The sequence below is a fragment of the Endozoicomonas sp. ALB115 genome, from assembly GCF_049310245.1.
Lineage (GTDB): Bacteria > Pseudomonadota > Gammaproteobacteria > Pseudomonadales > Endozoicomonadaceae > Endozoicomonas.
On record NZ_JBLYZG010000056.1, the window covers coordinates 1 to 20,961 of the forward strand.

16 protein-coding genes and 1 pseudogene are annotated in these 20,961 nt (G+C 50.8%); 5 read left to right on the forward strand and 12 right to left on the reverse strand.

Translation table 11 applies throughout. The features are described 5' to 3' along the window. A partial coding sequence (locus ACO6VE_RS19360; RefSeq protein WP_422462945.1) for a hypothetical protein occupies window positions 1-239 on the forward strand: 239 nt, incomplete at its 5' end. A 19-nt stretch (window positions 240-258) separates the two neighbouring features. Here the strand turns inward: ACO6VE_RS19360 and ACO6VE_RS19365 are convergent. After that, window positions 259-555: an IS66 family transposase gene (locus tag ACO6VE_RS19365; RefSeq protein WP_422462947.1), complete on the reverse strand. Its 297-nt coding sequence runs from the start codon at window positions 553-555 to the stop codon at window positions 259-261. Between the two features lie 17 nt (window positions 556-572). Further along, on the reverse strand, window positions 573-734 hold the full coding sequence (locus ACO6VE_RS19370; RefSeq protein ID WP_422451118.1) for a hypothetical protein: 162 nt from the start codon (window positions 732-734) through the stop codon (window positions 573-575). A 277-nt stretch (window positions 735-1,011) separates the two neighbouring features. Here ACO6VE_RS19370 and ACO6VE_RS19375 point away from each other — a divergent pair, with 277 nt between their 5' ends. Continuing rightward, the gene (locus tag ACO6VE_RS19375) at window positions 1,012-2,610 is read left to right on the forward strand and encodes an ankyrin repeat domain-containing protein (protein ID WP_422451116.1); all 1,599 of its coding nucleotides are present in this window, start codon (window positions 1,012-1,014) and stop codon (window positions 2,608-2,610) included. A gap of 91 nt (window positions 2,611-2,701) precedes the next feature. Here the strand turns inward: ACO6VE_RS19375 and ACO6VE_RS19380 are convergent, their stop codons facing one another. The 5 genes from ACO6VE_RS19380 to ACO6VE_RS19400 all read right to left on the reverse strand — a co-directional run bounded on the left by ACO6VE_RS19380 (window position 2,702) and on the right by ACO6VE_RS19400 (window position 6,272). Further along, window positions 2,702-3,121, reverse strand: coding sequence for a hypothetical protein (locus ACO6VE_RS19380; RefSeq protein WP_422451115.1), 420 nt, complete (start codon window positions 3,119-3,121; stop codon window positions 2,702-2,704). A 103-nt stretch (window positions 3,122-3,224) separates the two neighbouring features. Beyond that, on the reverse strand, window positions 3,225-4,118 hold the full coding sequence (locus tag ACO6VE_RS19385; protein ID WP_422451114.1) for a hypothetical protein: 894 nt from the start codon (window positions 4,116-4,118) through the stop codon (window positions 3,225-3,227). A 109-nt stretch (window positions 4,119-4,227) separates the two neighbouring features. Then, a complete protein-coding gene (locus ACO6VE_RS19390; RefSeq protein WP_422451112.1) occupies window positions 4,228-5,112 on the reverse strand; it encodes a hypothetical protein in 885 nt (294 codons plus the stop codon). Window positions 5,113-5,215: 103 nt separating this feature from the next. Continuing rightward, window positions 5,216-6,088, reverse strand: a complete 873-nt coding sequence (locus ACO6VE_RS19395; protein WP_422462949.1) for a hypothetical protein — start codon at window positions 6,086-6,088, stop codon at window positions 5,216-5,218. Beyond that, on the reverse strand, window positions 6,066-6,272 hold the full coding sequence (locus ACO6VE_RS19400; protein WP_422462951.1) for a hypothetical protein: 207 nt from the start codon (window positions 6,270-6,272) through the stop codon (window positions 6,066-6,068). Before ACO6VE_RS19400 ends, ACO6VE_RS19395 begins: the two co-directional genes overlap by 23 nt. A 205-nt stretch (window positions 6,273-6,477) precedes the next feature. Between ACO6VE_RS19400 and ACO6VE_RS19405 the strand changes: the two are divergent. Together ACO6VE_RS19405 and ACO6VE_RS19410 are read left to right on the forward strand one after the other, a co-directional pair. Next, window positions 6,478-6,696, forward strand: a pseudogene (locus ACO6VE_RS19405) (transposase); the annotation flags it as partial. A gap of 317 nt (window positions 6,697-7,013) precedes the next feature. Beyond that, on the forward strand, window positions 7,014-13,334 hold the full coding sequence (locus ACO6VE_RS19410; RefSeq protein WP_422462953.1) for a hypothetical protein: 6,321 nt from the start codon (window positions 7,014-7,016) through the stop codon (window positions 13,332-13,334). Here ACO6VE_RS19410 and ACO6VE_RS19415 read toward each other — a convergent pair. Further along, window positions 13,316-14,101: a hypothetical protein gene (locus tag ACO6VE_RS19415; RefSeq protein ID WP_422462955.1), complete on the reverse strand. Its 786-nt coding sequence runs from the start codon at window positions 14,099-14,101 to the stop codon at window positions 13,316-13,318. The two genes, ACO6VE_RS19410 and ACO6VE_RS19415, sit on opposite strands and share 19 nt — an antisense overlap. Window positions 14,102-14,989: 888 nt before the next feature. Between ACO6VE_RS19415 and ACO6VE_RS19420 the strand changes: the two genes are divergently transcribed. Beyond that, window positions 14,990-18,301 carry a hypothetical protein gene (locus ACO6VE_RS19420; protein WP_422462957.1) on the forward strand — a complete coding sequence of 1,104 codons (3,312 nt, stop codon included), beginning with the start codon at window positions 14,990-14,992 and terminating at the stop codon, window positions 18,299-18,301. 179 nt (window positions 18,302-18,480) lie between these two features. Here ACO6VE_RS19420 and ACO6VE_RS19425 read toward each other — a convergent pair whose 3' ends face one another. From ACO6VE_RS19425 to ACO6VE_RS19440, 4 genes are all read right to left on the reverse strand, one after another. Then, window positions 18,481-19,884, reverse strand: coding sequence for an alpha-amylase family protein (locus ACO6VE_RS19425; RefSeq protein WP_422462959.1), 1,404 nt, complete (start codon window positions 19,882-19,884; stop codon window positions 18,481-18,483). A 167-nt stretch (window positions 19,885-20,051) separates the two neighbouring features. Next, window positions 20,052-20,291, reverse strand: a complete 240-nt coding sequence (locus ACO6VE_RS19430; protein ID WP_422462973.1) for a zinc ribbon domain-containing protein — start codon at window positions 20,289-20,291, stop codon at window positions 20,052-20,054. Continuing rightward, complete coding sequence (locus tag ACO6VE_RS19435) at window positions 20,284-20,565, reverse strand: hypothetical protein (protein ID WP_422462961.1); 282 nt, start codon at window positions 20,563-20,565, stop codon at window positions 20,284-20,286. Before ACO6VE_RS19435 ends, ACO6VE_RS19430 begins: the two co-directional genes overlap by 8 nt. 62 nt (window positions 20,566-20,627) lie before the next feature. After that, entirely contained in the window at window positions 20,628-20,915 is a 288-nt protein-coding gene (locus tag ACO6VE_RS19440) for a hypothetical protein (protein WP_422451100.1), read from the reverse strand. Window positions 20,916-20,961: the final 46 nt, after the last annotated feature.

Below are 20,961 nucleotides of genomic sequence, written 5' to 3' on the forward strand. Positions count from 1 at the left end.
CCCGGATTCAGATTGCAGTTGATGCGGTGGAAATGTTCCAGTGCCCGTTGTTGTCTGTTCCACCTGGTAACCTGACATGGATCGCTTTCTTCCTTGTTTTCGGCTGTTTGCTGGCCGGTGCCTTCCGGCTTCAGTGGATGTTAACGGGGATGGAGTGTCTGTGGTTACTGAGGAGGAAGGTGACTGCATGGTTTCTTCGGGGAATACCTGTTTCCAGTTGGAGAATCGTCTGGGGATGACAACAATAGAACGTAAACGCTAATTTAACCAGCGTAATAGCCAACCCCGCCGGTTGCCTTGGTGGGCCACCCACATGTACTTATCCGAGTGGATGGCCTTGCTGAGTTCCTTGAGTACCTGGATCCGGGTTTCATCAGCATTCATGATGTGGCCGACCCGCTGATGGTCTGCCATCAGGTTGATCAGGGACTGCAGTTGCAGGGACAACCGGATCAGCCAGTTGGCCATGGTCGTCCGGGTAATGGAGCCGCCATAGCGTGCCAGTATTTTTTCCTGCCGGAACAATGGCAGGGTGCGGCCGGCCAGGCATCGCAATATTTGGCAATGATGATTCAGGCCAGCATGCTAACGGTCACTGCGGGTTTGGGAATGATATCCAGCTCTTCCCGGACTCTGGTGAAGAAGGTCTCAAGGGCACCCTGCTTCTCTTCCGGGGGCAGCTCAATACGTTCCTGAAAAGCTGGGGTCAGAAAAGCTGGGGGCAGGTCTTTCATTGTGTAAAAATATATTGTTTATCACCATAAACGACACGTGTTATGCAAAATGATGACCCTGATTTTTGCCTTTCCCTGATCCCTGCCATCGTACCGGCGGACAGACGGCCTTCCCTGGCCGATGCAGTTTGCAGCCCGCTCCGGCACTCCAGCGCTCCGCAGACTGCAAACTGCACCCACCCTGGCGTCCCTGACCCTTTCTTCACGCGAGAAAAAAAAGACAAAAACGATTGAACACCTATAATTCCATTTTCGTATCTTATCGAGTTGTCAGTTTATGGATGCTCTCAGGAGTCGATTTTCTACCTTCCGGATAACCGCTCAACACGCCCCCTTATCGGGGCCGAGTGCTGCGCCTTCCTTTGCCAGTGCTGTCGATGACGACAGATCAAATCCAAACGGTGAGGCTCCGATACTGGCGGCCTGTCGCGGCAATAATCTTCCCTGGGTTCAAGAGTTGCTGGCGAACGATCCGGCTCTGGTGAACAGATCATTCCTGACGAAAGTTGCTAATCCTGCCTGGCAGGTGTATCCGCTCTTCATCGCTGCCCAATACGGGCATCTCGCCGTCGCGAAATGCCTGATCGGGGCTATCAGAGAGGCCGTAGGAACCCTGCCAGAGGCGGACAAGTCCATGGCCGCTAGGCGATTCCTGTCGGCCGCTTGCCGGGACGGAGCAACCGCCCTCTACATCGCTGCCCAGAACGGGCATCTCAACGTCGCAAAATGCCTGATCAAGGCGCTCAACGAGGCCGTGGGAAACCTGCCAGAGGCGGACAAGTCCACGGCGCTCAGGGTGTTCCTGTCGAGTGCTTGCGAAAACGGAGCGACCGCCTTCTTAATCGCTGCCCAGAACGGTCATCTTGACGTCGTAAAATACCTGAGCGAGGCGCTTAACGAGGCCGTGGTAACCCTGCCAGAGGCGGATAAGTCCACGGCCGTCAAGCGGTTCCTATCGGCCGCTTGCAAAGGCGGGACGACTGCCCTCTACATCGCTGCCCAGAACGGGCATCTCGGCGTGGTGAAATACCTGAGCGAGGCGCTTAACGAGGCCGTGGGAAACCTGCCGGAGGCGGACAAGTCCACGGCGGTCAGGAGGTTCCTGTCGGCCGCGTGTAAAGGCGGAGCGACTGCCCTCTACATCGCTGCCCAGAACGGGCATCTCGGCGTGGTGAAATACCTGATCGAGGCGCTCAACGAGGCCGTGAAAACCCTGCCGGAGGCGGACAAGTCCAGGGCGGTCAGGGCGTTCCTGTCGAGTGCTTGCCAGGACGGAGCGACTGCCCTCTACATCGCAGCCGAGAACGGGCATCTCGGCGTCGTGAAATACCTGGTCGGGGCGCTCAACGAGGCCGTGAAAACCCTGCCGGAGGCGGACAAGTCCAGGGCGGTCAGGGCGTTCCTGTCGGCCGCTTGCCAGGACGGAGCGACTGCCCTCTACATCGCTGCCCAGAACGGGCATCTCGGCGTCGTGAAATACCTGGTCGGGGCGCTCAACGAGGCCGTTGAAAGCCTGCCGGAGGCGGACAAGTCCACGGCGGTCAGGGCGTTCCTGTCGGCCGCTTGCAAGGATGGAGCGACCGCCCTCTTCATCGCTGCCCAGAACGGGTACGGCGCGGTTCTGAATTTTTTGCTTGAACAGGGCGCTGACCCGGAACAGAAATGGGCTCTTTGCTTTCTCGGGAAATACCGGGTCTTTAAATGGTGCTTCGCCAGGTCGCCTTTGAAGGCTGCAGGCAAGAGCGGCCATCTAGTTACGGAACGCCGCCTGGAATGCCTCCTTCAAGAAAAAAGGAGAGCCGTCAAACTGCCAAGGACAATAGCGGTGAATGAGACTGTCGCCTTAATGCCGGGCATTGAGGAAACCAGGCTGTGACTCTCTACCCGCAGTTTTAATCAAGAGAGTCTTGTTTACCTGCCGAATTTTGCTTCAGGTTTTATCTGTGGGAGCCGTCACCCATTGCGGTTCAAAAAATCCTGAACCGATTCACCCGACACTCATACCCATCAATCACGCCGCTCTCATAATACCCCGCCCAGTCATAGAAAAACGGTGTCCAGCTACCACTGGGCATCAAGTTCATCAGGCCAATACAGACAAATAGCACACAAGCGCTGATCCCATACTCCACAGGCTCCACGGTTCTGAAACGTCCGCCGAACAGGTGGAATCTCCGGTCAGAATAAGACGACAACGGCACACCAGACACCGTCATGGCATCGGTCAGAATATGCGTCACCCCACCCCAACAAACCGCTGTAAGAACCGTGCTAAGCCATTGTCCGGCAGAAGGAAAATCCCGGCCTGCCACGCCAGCGACCACACGCTCAGATAGTGGGCCACCGTCCGGTGCTTTACCGGCCTGCCAACAAACTTCAGCACCCACTGCATCCAGTCCCGCGCAGTGGTCCCGATAATGGTCGGCGGCACCAGTCGTACGTCATAAACGGCCGTGACCGACCCGGCAATCAGAACATGGTTCACCCACTTCATGGTGCGTCGTACACCGCCGGGTCCGGGCTCACGTGTATAACCACGGAAAACGGCACATGATCCGGGTCATACTCAAGCGGATCATCAATGCTGCCGGTTTCCTTGCCCATATACAGCACCGCAAGGCGGTCAATCTTCAGGCCCAGCGCTTGTGCCACTCTGGCAGTGCTTTTGCCGTTGTCCGTCGTTTCCAGGAACGCTTTGCAAAAGGCCTCGCTACCGTAGTCTGCCCGATGATCGATCAGCACCTTATTGGTGCCCGGGTTCGATATGCCGCATCGCTCAATGGTGCTTGGCAATTCCAATGGCCAGCCCTTTTTTTTAAACGCCCATTGGTACTGCCAGGCAATCACCGTGCTCATATAGATATCGTGCGGGTTAATGTTGCCTTCCTTCACGTTGTTCTTGAACTTCCAGTGTTTCTGGGTGAATTCATTGCAAAAGCGGTATTTCCAGGGGTGTCCGTTGGTGATCCCTTCCCCACAGGTGCGTGTCTGGCCGTAGTAATCCGTCGTTGTCGTTAAGGCATGCATTGTTTCCAGCTTGTCGGCCTGTTTGCTGAGTGAATCCTGCAATTTTTCCCGTATCTTGCGGTCTCTGCGGATGCCGGTATAGACGTTTTCCAGGGTTTGGTATTCCGTGATGGCCGTATCCTCAACAATCCAGTCCCACAAAGCCTTGTCCTCCCTGGGGGGGATCAGCGCCTCAAGCTGGCGCTCAAGTGCCTGCTGCAGTGCCAGGCGCTGGTGTTCATCCTGCTCTGCCAACCGCACAATCCGCCCGTCCGCCGTCATGCCAAGGGCGTTCAGTGGCTCATTGCCGGGGTTGTCCGCCAGGTAGCGCTCAATGGCCTGTGTCGTTGCTTCCGTCGCTGCTGTTGTGGGGTTCACTGGGGTTATCCTTTTCCGGGTGTGGGGCCAGTACCGGCAACGCCGCTACCTGTTTCAGCCAGGCATTGGGCCGTGACCGACCCGGCAATCAGAACATGGTTCACCCACTTCATGGTGCGCCGTACACCTTCGGGTCCGGACTGACATGAACTTGCACACTAAAATCTCCTGAGGCCTCATCGGGATCAATATCCCAATCAATCCGCTCAACTGGCCTGGTGTCAAAAAAAACATTCAGGCCACAAATCATTAGTCCCAGGTCTTGCGCCACTCTGACTGTGCTCTTGCCATTCACAGTCGTTTCCAGGAAGGCTTTCACGAAGGTGTCGGAATCAAACCTGTCTTTATGCTCAACCAGGCACTCCACGGTTTGTTCATTTGTGATCCCACATCGTTCTATGATGGTCGGCAGTTCCAATAGCCAGCTCTCATGGCGGGCAGTCTGTTCAAACTGGTGAACAATCAAGTTGCTCATGTAAAAGACATGTTTGGCAGCCTTGCCTGTTTTATAATTGCGTTTGAATTCCCAGTGCGTCCGGGTTAATTTATTCTCAAAATCGCAATCCCAATCGGTACCATCCTCAAGCACCCCGCTCCCCCTGGTCATGATATTGCCAAGACTGTCATATACCGTCCTGGTCTGTTTGTTTATGACGGCAAATTTATCGGCATAATCAGTCTTCAAAGTGGCCAGGCGGTCCCGGATCTGCCGGTCCCGCCAGATCCTCTTCTGGTAATCCCCCAGGGTTTGTACAGTGGCTAGCGTGTTCTTGATCATCCTGTACCTGTCCGTCAGGCTGACCTCCTGAGGCATCAAAGCCCCAAGCTGGTGCTCAAACACCTGGCGCAGTGTCGGCCGCTGACCCGCCTCCTGCTCTGCCAGGCGCACAATCCGCCCGTCCGCCGTCATGCCAAGGGCGTTCAGCGGCTCATTGTCGGGATTGTCCGCCAGGTAGCGCTCAATGGCCTGTGTCGCTGCGGCTGTGGGGTTCACTGGGAGTATCCTTTTCCGGGTGAGGTTCAGGGGCCAGTACCGGCAACGCCGCTACCTGATTCAGCCAGGCATCGGGCCGTGTCCGACCCTGCGATCAGCCACTTCATGGAACGTCGTACACCGCCGGGTCCGGTCTGACATGGACTTGCACGCAAAACTTTTTATTCGCCTGCTCGATGTCAATCGGGTCCGCAATCCTGTCCACTGGCTGTCCCTCATAAGTAACAGTGATCGATCCAATAATCAGTCCAAGGTCCCGTGCAACTCTGTCCGTGCTCTTGCCGTTGTCCGTCGTTTCCAGGAAGGCCGTTCGAAAATCATCCGAAGAGTAATCGTCTTGATGTTGTTTCAGAGTCTCGATAGTTTTCTTATTCGTTATCGAATCCCGCTCAATGATCTCAGGCAGTTCCAGTAGCCACTCGGACGTGTCAAAACTCAGCTTGTACTGCCGGGCTATCACATTGCTCATATAGAAATCTTTGCGATTAACAGCCCCGGTCTTGGCGTTGTCTATGAATGTCCAGTGGCGTTGGGTGAACTCGTTGATAAAAATATATTCGGCGAGAGGCTCCCCCGGTTGGTTCTTGCCTTCAGTGTTCGCATACCCGGTGGGGGTGATGTGAGTTGAAGTCAGCTTATCGAGTTTAACCAATTCACTGGCATACTTCGTCTCCAACTCCAACAGCCGGTTTCGGATCTGCCGGTCCCGCCAGAGCTCCTCTATGTGCCCACCCAAGGTTTGTACATCAGTGCCTAGCGTTTTTTTGATCATCCGCTGCCTGCTCTTCCTGCCTATCTCCCGGGGCATCAAAGCCCTGAGCTGGCGTTCAAACCCCTTGCGCAGTGTCGGCCGCTGGCTCTCCTCCTGCTCTGCCAGGCGTACAATCCGCCCGTCCGCCGTCAGGCCAAGGGTATTCATTGGCTCATTGCCGGGGGTGTCCGCCAGGTAGCGCTTAATTGCTGTTATGGGGTTCACTGGGAATATCCTTTTCCGGGTGTGGTTTGGGGGCCAGTACCGGCAACGCCGCTACCTGTTTCAGCCAGACATTCAGCAATGGCCGTTTATCATCCGAACACTGCCCGATAATGCCTAACCGGGCCGTGGTAATGTCCGCCTCCGCCTGGATCAGCGTTTTGTGCGCGGCCAGCAGCTTTTCCATAAACGCGACCTGCTCATCCGTGCTAAGAAAAAGCTGGGGTCAGGTTGTTTTTCTCGGAATTGAACTGAGCAAAAAGAGTTTCCAGTTACATGGAGTTGATGCCAAAGGTCATGTGGCTCTCAAAAAGAAACTTAACCGCAAGGAACTCTTGCCCTTTATGGCTAACCTGCCTCAATGCGTTATCGGCATTGAAGCTTGCAAACTTTTGCTAACCATACCCGGCATTGGGTTACTCAGTGCTACAGCACTGTTTGCTGCGATTGGAGATATATCAGCATTTAAAAATGGCAGGGAAATGGCTGCCTGGCTGGGCTTGGTGCCAAAGCAGCAATCAACCGGTGGCGTGCCCACGTTGCTGGGGATCAGTAAACGGGGCGATACCTACCTGCGAACCCTGTTGATACACGATGGAAAACTTTTCCTTGCAAAGCGGGGCGGACCATATAAGACCCTGATTTTATCTCCCGGCCGTTGAACTCCATCATCATCCGGCCATTGTCAATATCAGTTCGTTAGACCAACCTTTACAGGAAAAAATATAACGCGGGAACTTTTACTTAACTGGATGAACTAATGGGATACTTGCTGAGCCAGTTTTCCGTAATTTGTCGTACGGTTGTCCTCCGGGGCTGCTTCTGATTACCGGGCTTTGTACGAAAGCTATTAATACATCTGATCAACCACATGGTACTTCGCCGGTCTTTGTGATCAAAACAGACAATTAGCATTAAGAGCAGCAGTATGGATCCACTCAACACCACATTAAGTCCACAGTTTCTTGATTTAACAATTTCATCACAATCAGACAAGCTGAGCCCGGGTACCCCGCACTGCAGCACTCAGACAACCAGAAAACAGATTCCTGTTATTTCCACAGACCATGTATCAGGCTATGTCACAAGAAGGGTTCCGGAAAAAACCATTGCCGACCGAGTGCATCTTCACCAGCTGACCAAGATTGATTACAAACAGACCTCTGAAAAAAACCGTCTTTTTGAACAACTCATTCCGTCGTTAATGTCAACAACAGGGATGTCGCAAACGTCTGTCCTGACCCATTTGTTACCAGCCCTTGAGTTCACCCCCTATTTAAGAAAAATGAACCGGGAGGAGATGTTCAAAGCCTCAGATCACCCGTCACATCTTCAGACCGGATTGTTACTGGAACTGATAAGCCGGATCAAACAGGGGTATAAACTACAGGAGCTGCATCGCCTGGCAGGTGAGCAACCCGCCTCAGCGCAGATAAAAATCAATGGTCAGCCACAGACCATAAGTATTGGCCTGCATCACTTTACCCGGGAGGATCTCGGTGATGAGACATTCCGCGAGCTGCATGATCGTCTAACCCCTTTCGGAAAAACCGCAGGTAAAGACCCGGGTGTTATTCTGGATCATGTGCAAAAAAGAAAAGCAGTAGCCATGGCTCACTGGCAGAGGGTACTGTTGAAGGTTCTGAAAATTCAGGACTCAGCCATCAGGCAGCACATTGCCCGGGCTCTCAACACAGAGCCCGGTTTGTCACCTGCCACCGGAAAAGAGTGCACGGCACTGACCGCCCTGATTCCAACGCTGAAATTAACCGTCCATCCCGGCTTTACCCTGCTGAAACCACTTTTTTGCTGGCTATCACAACACCATCTGAAAGGCAGCAAACTCAGCAGCCAGCAACTGACCTGGCTGCAAAGTATGGTTACCAGCAAGCTTTACACAAAATTACCAGACCTGAGAAGGACCGGGCTGGAGAAACTCTGCATCTATAAAGAGCCTCTGCTCAGTGGCCATGAAACGGACAACCCTTGTGTGCAGCGGCTAAAAAAGGGAATTGATAAGGCCATTAATGATGCCAGCCCACAACAACTGTCTGACGTCGTTGAGCTGTTTGCCACACTGCTCTGCGACCTCACCCCGTCAGTCAGTGCAGAAAACCGCCTGGGCATTATCTATACATTGCTTAAATTCAGAGACCAGTCCCTGCTGAAAAATCTACTGGCAACAGAGAGCGTTGGTCAGGATATTCTAATAAAAATGTACAAAACCCAACTGATCCTGACCTATTCCATTGACCAACATGTTACTGAAGCCGTAAAGAAGTCCAAAGAACAATCGGTTAATTGCCTGATTAAAACCCTCCAGCTGAGAATGGCGCAGTGCATCGTAATGATGGCATCAACGGATGGGTTATCAGTGCCTTTGGAGGCCGTGAATAAGGCCCAAACCCTTATTGACCATCATAATGAGGGGTTGCAGGCCGTACTGCCCACCAATGAACTTGAGCAGCAAGATACAGGTTATTACTTCGACTATGTTAGCGATCAGGAAAGGTCACAAGGCGCAACACCCGCCCATAATCCTGACCAGCAAGATTCAGATACCAGCCGCGACGATAATAGCTGCGACGATAGCTGCGACGACAATAGCTACGACGCTAATAGCGACCCGCAAGAGTTGCAAGCCGGATTGCGTCCCTATGAACCTGCCCGGCTAGATTCAGATAAGAGATACAACGACGATAGCGACCAGGAATGGTCCCAACCCGTAATACCCGCCTGTAATCCTTACCTGGAAGATTCAGATGATAGCGACCTGGAAAGGTCGCAAGCCGAATCCGATGATATTCCTTACCTGCCAGATTCAGATGATAGCTACAGCTACGATAGCGACCCGGAAAGGTCGCAAGCCGTAATACCCGGTCATAAGCCTTACCTGCCAGATTCAGATGATAGCTACGGCTACGATAGCGACCTGGGAGAGTTGCGAGCCGCGCTGCGCGCCTATAAACATGACTCGCAAGATTCAGACGGCAGCTACGACGACGATATCGACGTGGAAGGGTTTCAAGCCGTACAGCGCACCTGTGGACGTTACCGGCCCTATGCAAAAGACAGCGACGACGGTGAACGCTGGGTAAAACTGTCCGACATGGGGGACCGGGGCCGTATTTACGACGACAGAGAACCTTATGGCAACAACACCATTTCAGCAGAGAACTATCTTAGCGTTCCCGACTATCTGCTGACCAGTGACCATGCTGTCACACTTGATCCACATCATCTGCTTCTGCCCAGGGACAAACACTTTCGTATTCCTTCAGTAAGACTTGAAGACGATTCACGTCAGCGGAGGATTGAACGAATGGGGCGCGACGAACAAAAACTACGGGAGGATTTTCTGCTATCGACCCGATCAACCGACCTGACACAACCGGTTGACTGGCTAAAAATGGAGTTACCCATCACCTTCTTGTTTACCGGGAGCGCTCAGGATAAAAGTCAAATTTCCTATGTCTACCAGGTTTTCAACACCGAAGTGCTGCCGGTTATTCAGCAGGCAAGCAGAGAAAACGACAGCGCTGTTTTCCCGGGCAGTGACAATGTACAAACATCACTGAAAAGGCCGCTCACTATCCGCTCCTCCACCGAGTCTGTCCCCCGAAAAGCGCGAAAAACAGAAGACTCTTCTGCCAGCATCACCGAACTCCCCGCTGCAGAACGGGAGACTATGGACGTTATCAGGGAACTGTTGGCAGTGGCAGAAACCACAGAGCCAGGCCTTAACCTCAAGGCCATCATCACCCATTTTCAGGGCCGGGCATCAAGCCAGACATTATGCTCTCTGTTACAGCATATAGAAGCCCTCCTCCCCGGGCTGCCTGACACTAACATGCGCAAACAGCTGCTGGAGCTGACGGCCTTTCAGTTATTTGCCGATTTACACCCAACAGACAACCCATTCAGGAGTTTCATCAAAACGCTGTATATCATTCAATCCAGAAGCCGTTCTCTCCGGTTCGCCAATGACTATTACGGTCGCTACGCTAACAGTGAATCCAATAAACTAAAGCTGCAAATGAGTGAGCTTTTCAGAAACGAGTGGTGCCAACCTGACGGTTTACTGGGGAACAGGATCCGGCAGTCGGTGAAAGCCGCTTTCTGGCAAAGTGATCGCAGTTGCAGCTATCAGCAAATAATGGATTCCGTCTTTGAATCCATCCGTCCATCGAAGCAGCCCTCTGATGACTACCCACACATAATTGACCAGATGATCAATAAAGTAGAAAGAAGAATGGAGCAACGGTGGGAATTAAGCAGCCTGAAGCAGCAGCAACAGATATTAACGGCCCATCACCAGCCTGCCTACCAGAAAGACCTTAGCCTGGCCATCAAAGACCTGATTAAAGTCGCTTCCGGACTTTGTCAGCAGTTTCTTCCTGAAGAGCGCGTTAGTAGAACAACACCGAAAGCCTGCGACGCTTCCGGTATTGATTCTGACATGGCAATGTCTGACCAGAACCCCCATGAGGATAGAGCCCAGCTGTCCAGATGCTACCTGTACGACCAACTCAAGGCACTTATCCCACTGATTGGCACCTGGCTCAATCAAATCAATGACGATGGTCTGATTACCGAGAAAGAGGCTACTAAAGCCGGAATAGATCGGCTGGAACAGTTTGCCAACAGCACGATCAGGGCCGATCGCCCCATTCAAAATGAGGACGAAACCCTACAGCAGATTATTGCGTTGTGTGATCAATTCCACCGGGTACAACAGGAACACAGCCAGTGGCAATCAACCCATGAGATAGCGTCCATCCATAACCAGTGGATTGAAACCAGAAATACGCTGAAACATCTCTCGAAAATACACCAGTTCACTCCCCCACAGGCGCTGCAGGAACAGATAAACGCGTTCATTTGTGGGCCTGAAAACCCTGAACTATCCCCGGAGGACCGGAAACTGCTGGACACTGTTTCTGCATTAAGAACCCGATACATTACATCAGGGCCAGTCAGCAGGGCTCTGTTTCATCGAGACATCTGTGCGTTCAGTCAACAGCCTGAGCTACTGGCCCAACGTATTGTCGAGGTGGGCCAGACATGGAGTGACAGTGCTCGGGCTCAGCTTAATAAATATCGATCATTACAGCACACACTGGACTTTCTGCAACACGAAGACCCCATGTACAGCACACCTGATCTTGAGCAACAAAAAGCTCTGTACCGGACCCGTGAAAGGCATGACCATAGCATGTCCAGCTTGCGGAGCGAGCAGGAAAGGTGTGAGTTACACCCGTTGCATGGGATTGATTACCAGCATAACCAAACTCTGCTATCAACATTGGAGTCGATGGCACAGGCTCATACTGCAAAACATTCCGGTATTGATACGGAGCCACTGAGCAAACAACAACAACAGCAATTGCAGGAAGTCATTGAGTCAGCTCCTTTGGAGTCGGCATTACCTGCCGGTGCCAGTCTGTTCGACTTGATCGGTATGGGAGCAAACAGCCAGCCGCTGAAAACGGCCGCGAGCAACCGCTCCCGCAAATTTTTTAGCAGACACCAAAACTTCGGCTTCAACGTGTTTGAGACTATGGATATACTCAAGGAAAAGAATATCGGAAAGATTAACCGTCTAAGAAAACAGATTGAGAGAGAAAACACAATCCTGGTCGCAATGGGAAAGGTGTACAACAAAATGGTCAGGAAGTTACAAGAAGGTAAGGAAGAACTGTTTCATCTGTTAGAAAACCGAATGCATTGCGAGATAATGATTGAAGACCGGGCGTATTCCTACGCTGATGCACTTATTGCCTATGATAACAGAGATGATTATCACGGCTTGAGCTATGCCAGCAGTGCCCAGCACCAGGCAACTTCAACGCTGTATTCAAAGGGATTGCAAAACAAAAGAAACCATGAAAGATATCAAGAAGATATGCAATGGCTGGAGTTTGCAGGGAAATGTCAGTCTCGCCATATCGACCCGGAAATCCTTCCGGATGTCGTCGATTTAATGGAGCTGGAAAGTCTGGTATCCATTGATGATATAGAAAACAAAATGGCGGAATTACAACAACAAATTCAGGCAACGCGAAACACCATTGCTAAAAATTCAGCGCGGGTCAGGGCAGCGGTTGCACAACTGGAAGCCAGCCTGAAGCCAGAGCTTGAGGCTCAGAAAAAAACCACAAAAGCCGCCGAGCTGGCACTGTTCAGCAGAGCCTTTGAAAATGGACATCACTTGACAAAAGAGCGCGCTATGCAGCGGGTGTTGTGTCAATATCTCCGTGAAAACAAAGATACTGCCAGCGTTATTGAAGAAATTGTTGAGGACTGTAAAGCTCAGGAAAAGCACGTTCCCTGCAAATATACGGATATCATTGAGCCTCCCTGGCCAGGTATCGATGAGCGCCACTGCCAGTGGCGGTCAACGGACAACCTGCCGTTCCAGATTATTAATGTCTCGGGGGCATTCCCCTTACTGGAGTCACTGTATAAAAACGGCAGAATCTCATCATGGAAACTGCTTGGGCAGGATGATGACGGCAAGCCATCCAGCGCGCTGATTTTCGCAGCAGCAAAAGAGCGCAACAGGGCTTGCGAAACAATGATCAAATGCCTTGAAGAAACCCAGTACCTCGACCTGGGTTCCTTTAATCGGTTGCTGACAGCCAACCCTTCCGGTGATAACAGAAACCTTCTGCACCTGATAGCGCAACTGGCAAAGCCAGCCCTGCTTAAATCCCTGCTGCAACTGCTCAATAATGTCAGTAATAGGCAGGATCTCGATGCAGACTATCCTTCCGATTGCCTGCAAAACCGGATCGCCCTGGATCGGGAACACTTGTTAAAAACACTCTTGACCAAGGCCGATTATGAAGGGCTCTACCCCACCGACCTGTTGCTGTTCAATGTTGCTAAAAGAATCCGGGAATGGCCAGAAGATAATGTTCAGGCACTCGCCAGCTTTAGTAATGATTTTCTGATCAATGAGGCCAAAAGCCTATGGATAACCGTGTCGGAGTCTCTCAGTGTTGAGCAGTCCGGCAAGTCCATTGAATGCTTTATGAAAGGTATTGATAACCTCGAAGGACTATCTCTGGAAAAACGACAAGCCACTGAAATCTTCCTGAGAAAACTGATGCGTATATTCAGAGTGCACGGTCCTGCCGGGCTGCATGAACAACTGATGGCTCAGATTACCCGGGCAGACCATGCTATCGAGACATCTGACCAGCATGAACATTCAGTTCCAGCCCATCAAGGTGCAAATTCATGATACAGAACCCACTCAGTAAACAGTGCTGCTGGTACCGCCTCATGATCTTCGGCGCGCAAGTAGTCAACCAGCAGATCGTAGAGCGGGTTGCGGCATAAATTTTCCGCCTTGCCCCTGGCCAGGTCAGCTACTGTGACCCGCTGGGTGTACTCGGCAAGCGGTTTGGCATGGGAACAATGCAGGGTGTGTTCAAAACCATCGCCGTATTCCCATTGGTCATAGCACCCGGCGGGAACTACCGGCTGGATTGCCTGCATCAGATTCGCACCGTAGGAAGTAATATCTTTTGGTAATATCAGACAGTCGCCCAGTGCCAGGGCATGCACCTTTCTCTCGCTGTTGCCCGTCGCCGGACTCACGACCATGGCTGAGTCTTTTTCTCGAAAATACTGATGAAAAAAATAGGTGGCTGACAAGAGTGTGCATCCTGACCAGACATAATCAATAATCAGCACTTTTCGATTGCTGGCTAGCGACCCAAGAACCTTATCAAAATGATGAAAAAGAGCCTTCTGTTGTTCAGGAGTCATCTTTTGTTTAAATCCAACCCTGCCCTTTTTACAGGTTTCCAGAAACTGAAAATCGGAAAGCGGTATATTGCATGCCGCGTCTTTTCCTAACCGCCCCTGAAGCTCTGCAATGACCGTTGCCGGGCTTCGGCCTATCCCGATGTACAGAAATTCCTGTGGAGGAAAGACCGTGATCACTCTGTCTGACAATTGTTTCAGTTCGCGGATGAACAGAGACTTTATATTTTTGCTGTCCATGAGCGCTTTCAGAGGCCTGAATCTCTCGTCATCAACACTGAACAAGTGCTTTTCGGTGACAGCCTGTACCTTTATTTCCGGCAGAGCCGGAGGGGGCGGGCTGGCAAAACAGCCCAATGATCCTGATGTTGTTGGCGTCACCTTAACCTGCATTTATTTTGTAGTCAGAAGAAAGTTTCGGCATAGATAATCCTGACAGATCAAAACCAGTTTCTGATCAATATACATTGGAGAACTCCAGTGATAAGTCCATCAAGTATACGCTACCGTCAACACCAGACATTTCTTTTAATCAGCAGATCTTCTTACCCACGTGTCAGCCTGAGACCAGTAAGGCAACACAAACGTACCATTTGAATCCGGTTTATCTATTAATCAACCTTCCTGACGAAGTCTCTGAACCACAAATGTCACCACCAGCTACTGCAATAACCCCACTAAACCTGAACCAGACTTCAAGTGATAACATCCAGGCAAAAAAATAGTTGAAGCTCCCCCTTCAATAATGAAGCGCCAAAACAAACTCAGAAGTGAGCGCCAAAAGGCGCGTTACCAGAATGATCCCGCTTTCGCAGAGCGAGAAAAGAAACGTTCCAGGGAGCAAAGAATACAGCGTCGCAAAAATCAGGGAATTAGATATCCGGGTTCGTCCGCCTGACCTGCCTGGCTCCGGATTTTAAAGAACCTTTCGGTATTTTTTTTGTCTGATGCTTATATTCGCTTGAATTCAGATTACGTTATGGTGCCCCCATGCAAAAGGCAGTGCATTGAACCGGGCAAGGGTCTTTCGGGTTTGATCAGCACGACACGCTTAAACATCAATAGACACTCTGAAACAACAATAAAATGTAAGTCGGATACGATTTTAAATGCAAGGAGATCATTGATATGTCCATACCTCAGCAGGGAACAGGCCCAGGTTCACCGGTATTTAATGAATCACAATCGGCAGGTGACAATTATCACCCTGTTACTGCATTAAACGGTCAGTTTGCCGGAATGATGGTCCGTGTTGTCAATGCGTCAAAAGAAGCGGGTTCCGGAAATCAATACAGACCGATAAGTTTATTGCGCCGGGGTTCCCGATATGCCCTAACCACTCACCATAAGCGCTTTGATGAGTTTCTGATGGGATCAGACCGGGTCCTTACTATTCTGAAACCTGAACGCGGCTGCGATATGCGCTGGGCTTTTAAACAAGATGTTGCTTCAGATGCCAATGGAGAACCCCAACATCTGCACTCGAAACGTATCAAGAAAATTACCAGTTGGGATGTGTTAACAACGAAAATGGATGAGTGGGAACGCAGATGGCATTCGTTATTTGACGGATCACCTTTTAGATTATCCTCAGGTCACATTGGCAAGAATGGCTATTTACTCCACAAAGCGCATCCCACATTCCGTACGAAAACCGGCAAATATCCCGAGATTATCTGTCAAATTAATTTTGACCGCATGCACTATGGCTATCTTCTTGACTTTGGCAGGGAACTTTCTTTTCGTCGTATTGAAGAAGTTATGGGCAATATCCTGACGCTTGAGCAAAAGAAAGGTAACCTGTCCGGTGGTGAGTTTCGTGAACCGGTTAAACTGTGCCTGTTCAACAGCTTTCAGGGCGTGGTTCACTCCCCGGTGACACTCAGCCGTGCACAGGTGCAACAGCTGCAATACCACACCCATGCTTTTTCCCAATATGGGAGCGTCATTGGTTATGAGCATAACCTTTACCAGTTATTGAGCCAGTCCGGCTGTGAGCGATTCCTGAAGCTGTTGGCAAATATCCCACAGCAGGTCAGCACGGTAGCTGTGGAGTTTGGAGAAGAGAATATTGATATCAACGCCCTCCTGACAGCCATTGAGCACTACGATTCAGCAAAATTCATGACCGCACTTTCAACCCTGGACGACAGAGTTAAAAGTCCGGTCGGTTTACCCAATCTATTGATGGAGGCGTTGATCAGGCAATGCCCGATAAAAGAACATTTTCCCGGAATCCTGTACGACGGGGCAGATAATACTTATGAACAACGGCGCGTCAAACTCAGCTGGGATTACCTCCTGCAGCAAACCAAATCCCACTTTGCGGCACAAGCTGTTATTTGTCGGGAGCTATTAAAACACAAATTGTTTGTACCATTATTATCAGGGTCACCAGAGTGTTCAGGAGTCTCCCACAATAATCCGTTGGTGTGCTGTCTTCTGATCGCACACGGTACAAAAGTCCATCTCACTCCACCCTTGAACTTGCCTGACTGTACCTTGTTAATATCTGCCAAACATTTTCGCAGGGCGAATCTGCTGACAGCAGATGAAGCCGATATCATACGACACGAGATGCTGTGGTCACTTCTTTGCCAAAGTGACGATGGCCCCGTTACTGATCCTGACGAGATTATCAGTCGCTTGTCGACCTTAAAGAAGCTATTGCTCAGGTATCATGACAACTACAGGAGGAAGTTCGGTAGTATCCATCTTCATCAGATGGTCGATGAACTGTTTGGCATAGAGTTTTATTATCGCTTTGTTGTCAACCGATCTGATAACGGGGGTGCAGTCAGGGAATTTCTGGAACAGCGATTATCACCCCGGAGCTACAGTGATGAACAGTTACGTGCACATTTAGAGCTTATAGCGACGCGCAAATCCTCTGTTAGCGATAATGTTATTATGTTCCTGGGTAAGGCCTATTGCTTTTCTATTCCAGCTGTGGTCCGGTCAATAGAACACGGTGCAAACCAGCTTGCCTGGCTGGAGACATTTCTGGCATCCCCGCCAACCTTTGAGAGCAGGGAAAACCTGCCTGATAGCCGCTATGGGTCAATTACCCAGGTGGTCGGTCAGCATTATTACCAGTTTCCCCATCCCTACAGGGCACAAACCATCCTGACGGAGGGCATACAACCCTTTTATCGCAAATGGCACGGACTGGATCACGCCCTGCGCACCCAGCTGGCCACCGAATTCCTTATGGATCAAACGGTGTTGCCGCACTTTCATAAGCCATTCCGGGAGTTACTGCTTAAGCATCCCCAGTTGCTGGAGTTGCTGCCCATTGCCGAACTCTACCACGATGCTGTCGCTGAAGATGAGCATAAAGAGGTTGAAGAGCTTCGGGCAGCGGAACTGTTCCAGCGTGATATGACCGGGTTGCAACAGTACCCCGGGCAGCTGGTTACTCTGGTGGCCAGCGCCCTGAGAAACAAAAATTGTAAAATGATGGATGTGGGTAACCCGTCGTTTACCCCTGACCACCAATGCCCGGAGGATGAGTTACTGCTGCGCCAGGTGCTGCGCTTTGGGGATATAGTGGATATCCTTCGGGTCAAACCGCCCCGGGAGGACTTTCCGACAATCAGACTGTCAACTGACTCAGCCGCAATGGACACCCTGGAAATGATCCATGATGGCCATTTTCATCCGGAAATGATCGAACTGTTGGCCGTGGTCAATAACCCGCAATTCACCCTGCTGATCCAGTCAGCATTGTTGAGTTTTCGGGATCTGGCCAGCATTACCGGTGGCTGGCATCACCAGATGACCAATCCGTTCACCCGTAAATACCATCTCCCGGTTGATAACCATAAACGACGATTACTGATTGAACAGGCACCGAATCCCTATCAGTGTTTGCGTGAGTGTCTGGATGATCTGGTCCGGTTAGTTATCGCTGAGAAAGCCGGTATCTCAGCCTGCTTTGCAGAACACCCAAGGCCCGAAGATTCCCGGCTGCCTGACTGCTGGGATCCGGATATCGGCTCCGGTGGCGCTTATCGAAGTCTGCACAATGAAGAGGAACTTCGACAAATCAAGTTACCCGAAGCAATGACCCTGGCAGATAAGATCATCGTGGCGGCTGATCAACCCGGGCTGGAAGATCGGATTCCCGCTGGCATCCGTGATGCTCTGGAAGCTGAGGCGTTGCGGCTCCAGCAGGAGGCCATCCTGCCCGCTGTTGGTACCCCGGCACAATCTGAACTGGAGCAGATGCTCCTACAGCCCGGCTCTCCGGGTGCCCGTCTACTCAATGAGCGCGGTTATATCGTGAAGTCACGTGCACATGAAGGGAGAGTTTTTTACCAAATGGTGCCCAATTCCGGGCTTGCAAGGGACTCTTTGCTCCTGCTACCACAGTATGATGACAAGACAACGGGCCCCGCTGCCAAGATGCCACTGGCAAATATATGCAGGTTGCTGTAGAAGACACGACCACACAGCTCAGCCGTCAGTACCAGGGCGATCTAACCGTTGCCAGACCAACCGTTTTGATGGCAGGTTCTCACAGACGTCCCCTGACCCCATTGCACAGGCCTGAACCGCAGCCCTTTTTTCACTCTGCTGCAAAGCATATAAAAGCGAAAATTTTTCAGGTTAGACCATCACTGCCGCATCCACATTTTTGCCTTGCGCCCCGGTATGTAGAGCCGGTGAAATTGGCTGCTGACTATGAATGTGTCAGCAGGTTCCAGTACATCAAAGTAAGTTTGGTGCCAAAAGAATTTATGTTCCTGAGTGTTTACCCAGTATTCCTGGCCATGTTCACACTTGTTAATACCAACCACCCCGGTAGCGTCAGACTCTCCCCGGCTAAACAGCAGAAAACAGTCACCATGCCCTATTATTTTCATGGGTTGCCCCTGGTTTGCCCTGTGGAATTCAAGCATGGCTGTTAAGCTGCCGGACCTGTACGCATCTGCCCAGCGGTTGTCCCCGCTCTCGTTATGATCGGAAAACACCAGGGGGACGCCACCGTCACGTCCCATGATATAGGCATAGGCCAGCTGCTCATCAGTCTCGTCCATGATCAGGTAACGAAAGCCCTGGTTATTGGGAATGTCATGGGTGGTAACAAAAGTAATGGCTCTTCCTGGCTGAAGAGCCTGACCATAGGCAAGGGGATCAACAAGAAGGTTCAGGCTTCCGCCGATTTTGAAAGCATTATACAGGCTACTGAATAGCGGGAAATCGTAAGCGGCAAAGCCTGTACCATCCAGGTAAGGTTTCAGAAACCTGTCGTATTCAGAGTTTCCCGCCCCACCACTGGTAATGATCTCTCCAAAAATGTGCATACCATGCTTGATGTCAGCCGTGATGACCTGGTTTACATGCTCAAGGGGCATATGCTTTGCTGCGTCAATCCTGAAGCCCTTGACCCCCATGTCACGCAAACTCCGAAGATACTTTTGTTGCTGTTCAACAACCCAGTCATTGTTAACCAGGTCCGGCAGACCGGTATCCGGGGGAGCGCCACAAAGCCGCCAGTTTTGAACCTCATAAGTCGAGTTATAGTTATTGATGCAGGTTGCAGGATTGAAGTCCGAGGCAGAGAAGAGGTTCTTGCCCAGGTCGCCAAAAAGCCTCAGGGAGGAGTACTTTGTGGGGCTGGCTGCGTATTGTGCAAGGATTTTTTGCCCGGGAAAATTAAGATCATCCCGTTCATAAGCTTCGTTGGCCATGTGATTCAGGACGATGTCGGCATATACGACCACACCATGCTGTTTAAGGGTATTAAGCATTTGCCTGAAGTCATTGGTGTCCCCCAAAGGGTTTTCTATCACACGGTAGTCCTGGGGCTGGTAACGAGCCCACCATTCTTCACCGGTGCTTTTCAGTGGCGGGGATACCAGGACCATCTGGTAGCCCAGCTTACCTAGCTCATCAGCTTTTTCGCTGACTTCCGAGTACTTCCAGTTGAAAGCATGAAGAATGACGTTGGCGCTACTGTCTTGAAGAATAAGGAGAAAGAGAAAAAGGTAGACGAGGTGACGTATGAATTTATACATAATGGAACCAACCTGGTCGAGAGAAAGGAATGTTGAAGAATGGAGGCAGGCTTGAGGGTGACATTACCCGCCCTATCGGGCTAGACTTCTGACTTCTCAGGCTGCAACCGGCGATAAGCCGGATTTACGCAAGCCTCCATCAGCAGAAACGGAATGCCCTTCCGCCTTTAATCTAAGGATGCCTTGCTGCCGAATGTTTTGGCAGCGTTAATATCCCTGTCGTGGATTGCTCCACAGGAACAGACCCATGACCGGACTTTCAATGGCATCTCATTTCGTTTCTGGCCACAGCAAGAACAGGCTTTTGACGATGGAAACCACTGGTCAATCTTGACCAGGTGATCTCCTGTCTGCTTTGCCTTGTACTCCAGCCTGGTGATCAGCGATGACCATCCGGCATCAGAGATAGCTTAGGCCAGTCGTCTGTTCCTGACCATGTTTGGATTTGAAGCGAGGCTTACCGGCTTCAAGTTTGGGGCTAAAGAAGTTCTGAAATGCCCTATCCAGATTAATGATGGCCTGCTGCAAGGCAATGGAATCAGCATCTTTCAACCATTCGTACCGGCGGCTTTTCCTGGCCATGGCCAACAAGGGTGATTGAATCGTAGCGGTTTTCTTGTTCAATTCCAGAGTTACTTTGCGTGCTTTACGGGCATTTCGCCCTATGTCATTCTGGTTCAAAAATCATAATCAGAGAATATAATGGTCATAGAATTGGGAGCCTCTGGTTAGTTATCTATGGATTACAACCTAAATATAGTTAAATCATATTTCTCTGCCTGCTCATCAATTAACCGCCGTATAGCCTCAACACCAATTTTTTCATCGTACCACTTCGCAAAAAACTCTTTCATATCTCCGCCACAAATTATATCAACAGCACTAATACCATACCTCTGGTAAGCATATTCATCAGCGTACTTGAGAATTTCCTGATCTCCAGAACCGTATGCCCCATCGTTATAAAATTCTGAAAACTCATCATTTACTTCTTCTATGGAAGCTTTATGCCCATCAATTAGTTTGCTCATATTTTGACCTTCTATAACTATCCCTTAACGAAAACCAGTAAGTATC

Excerpts from the sequence above, each read along its gene's own strand:
- ACO6VE_RS19370 (WP_422451118.1), bottom strand. The coding sequence starts at position 734 with ATGAAAGACCTGCCCCCAGCTTTTCTGACCCCAGCTTTTCAGGAACGT.
- ACO6VE_RS19375 (WP_422451116.1), top strand. The coding sequence starts at position 1,012 with ATGGATGCTCTCAGGAGTCGATTTTCTACCTTCCGGATAACCGCTCAA.
- ACO6VE_RS19400 (WP_422462951.1), bottom strand. The coding sequence starts at position 6,272 with ATGGAAAAGCTGCTGGCCGCGCACAAAACGCTGATCCAGGCGGAGGCG.
- ACO6VE_RS19410 (WP_422462953.1), top strand. The coding sequence starts at position 7,014 with ATGGATCCACTCAACACCACATTAAGTCCACAGTTTCTTGATTTAACA.
- ACO6VE_RS19415 (WP_422462955.1), bottom strand. The coding sequence starts at position 14,101 with ATGGACAGCAAAAATATAAAGTCTCTGTTCATCCGCGAACTGAAACAA.
- ACO6VE_RS19420 (WP_422462957.1), top strand. The coding sequence starts at position 14,990 with ATGTCCATACCTCAGCAGGGAACAGGCCCAGGTTCACCGGTATTTAAT.
- ACO6VE_RS19425 (WP_422462959.1), bottom strand. The coding sequence starts at position 19,884 with ATGTATAAATTCATACGTCACCTCGTCTACCTTTTTCTCTTTCTCCTT.
- ACO6VE_RS19440 (WP_422451100.1), bottom strand. The coding sequence starts at position 20,915 with ATGAGCAAACTAATTGATGGGCATAAAGCTTCCATAGAAGAAGTAAAT.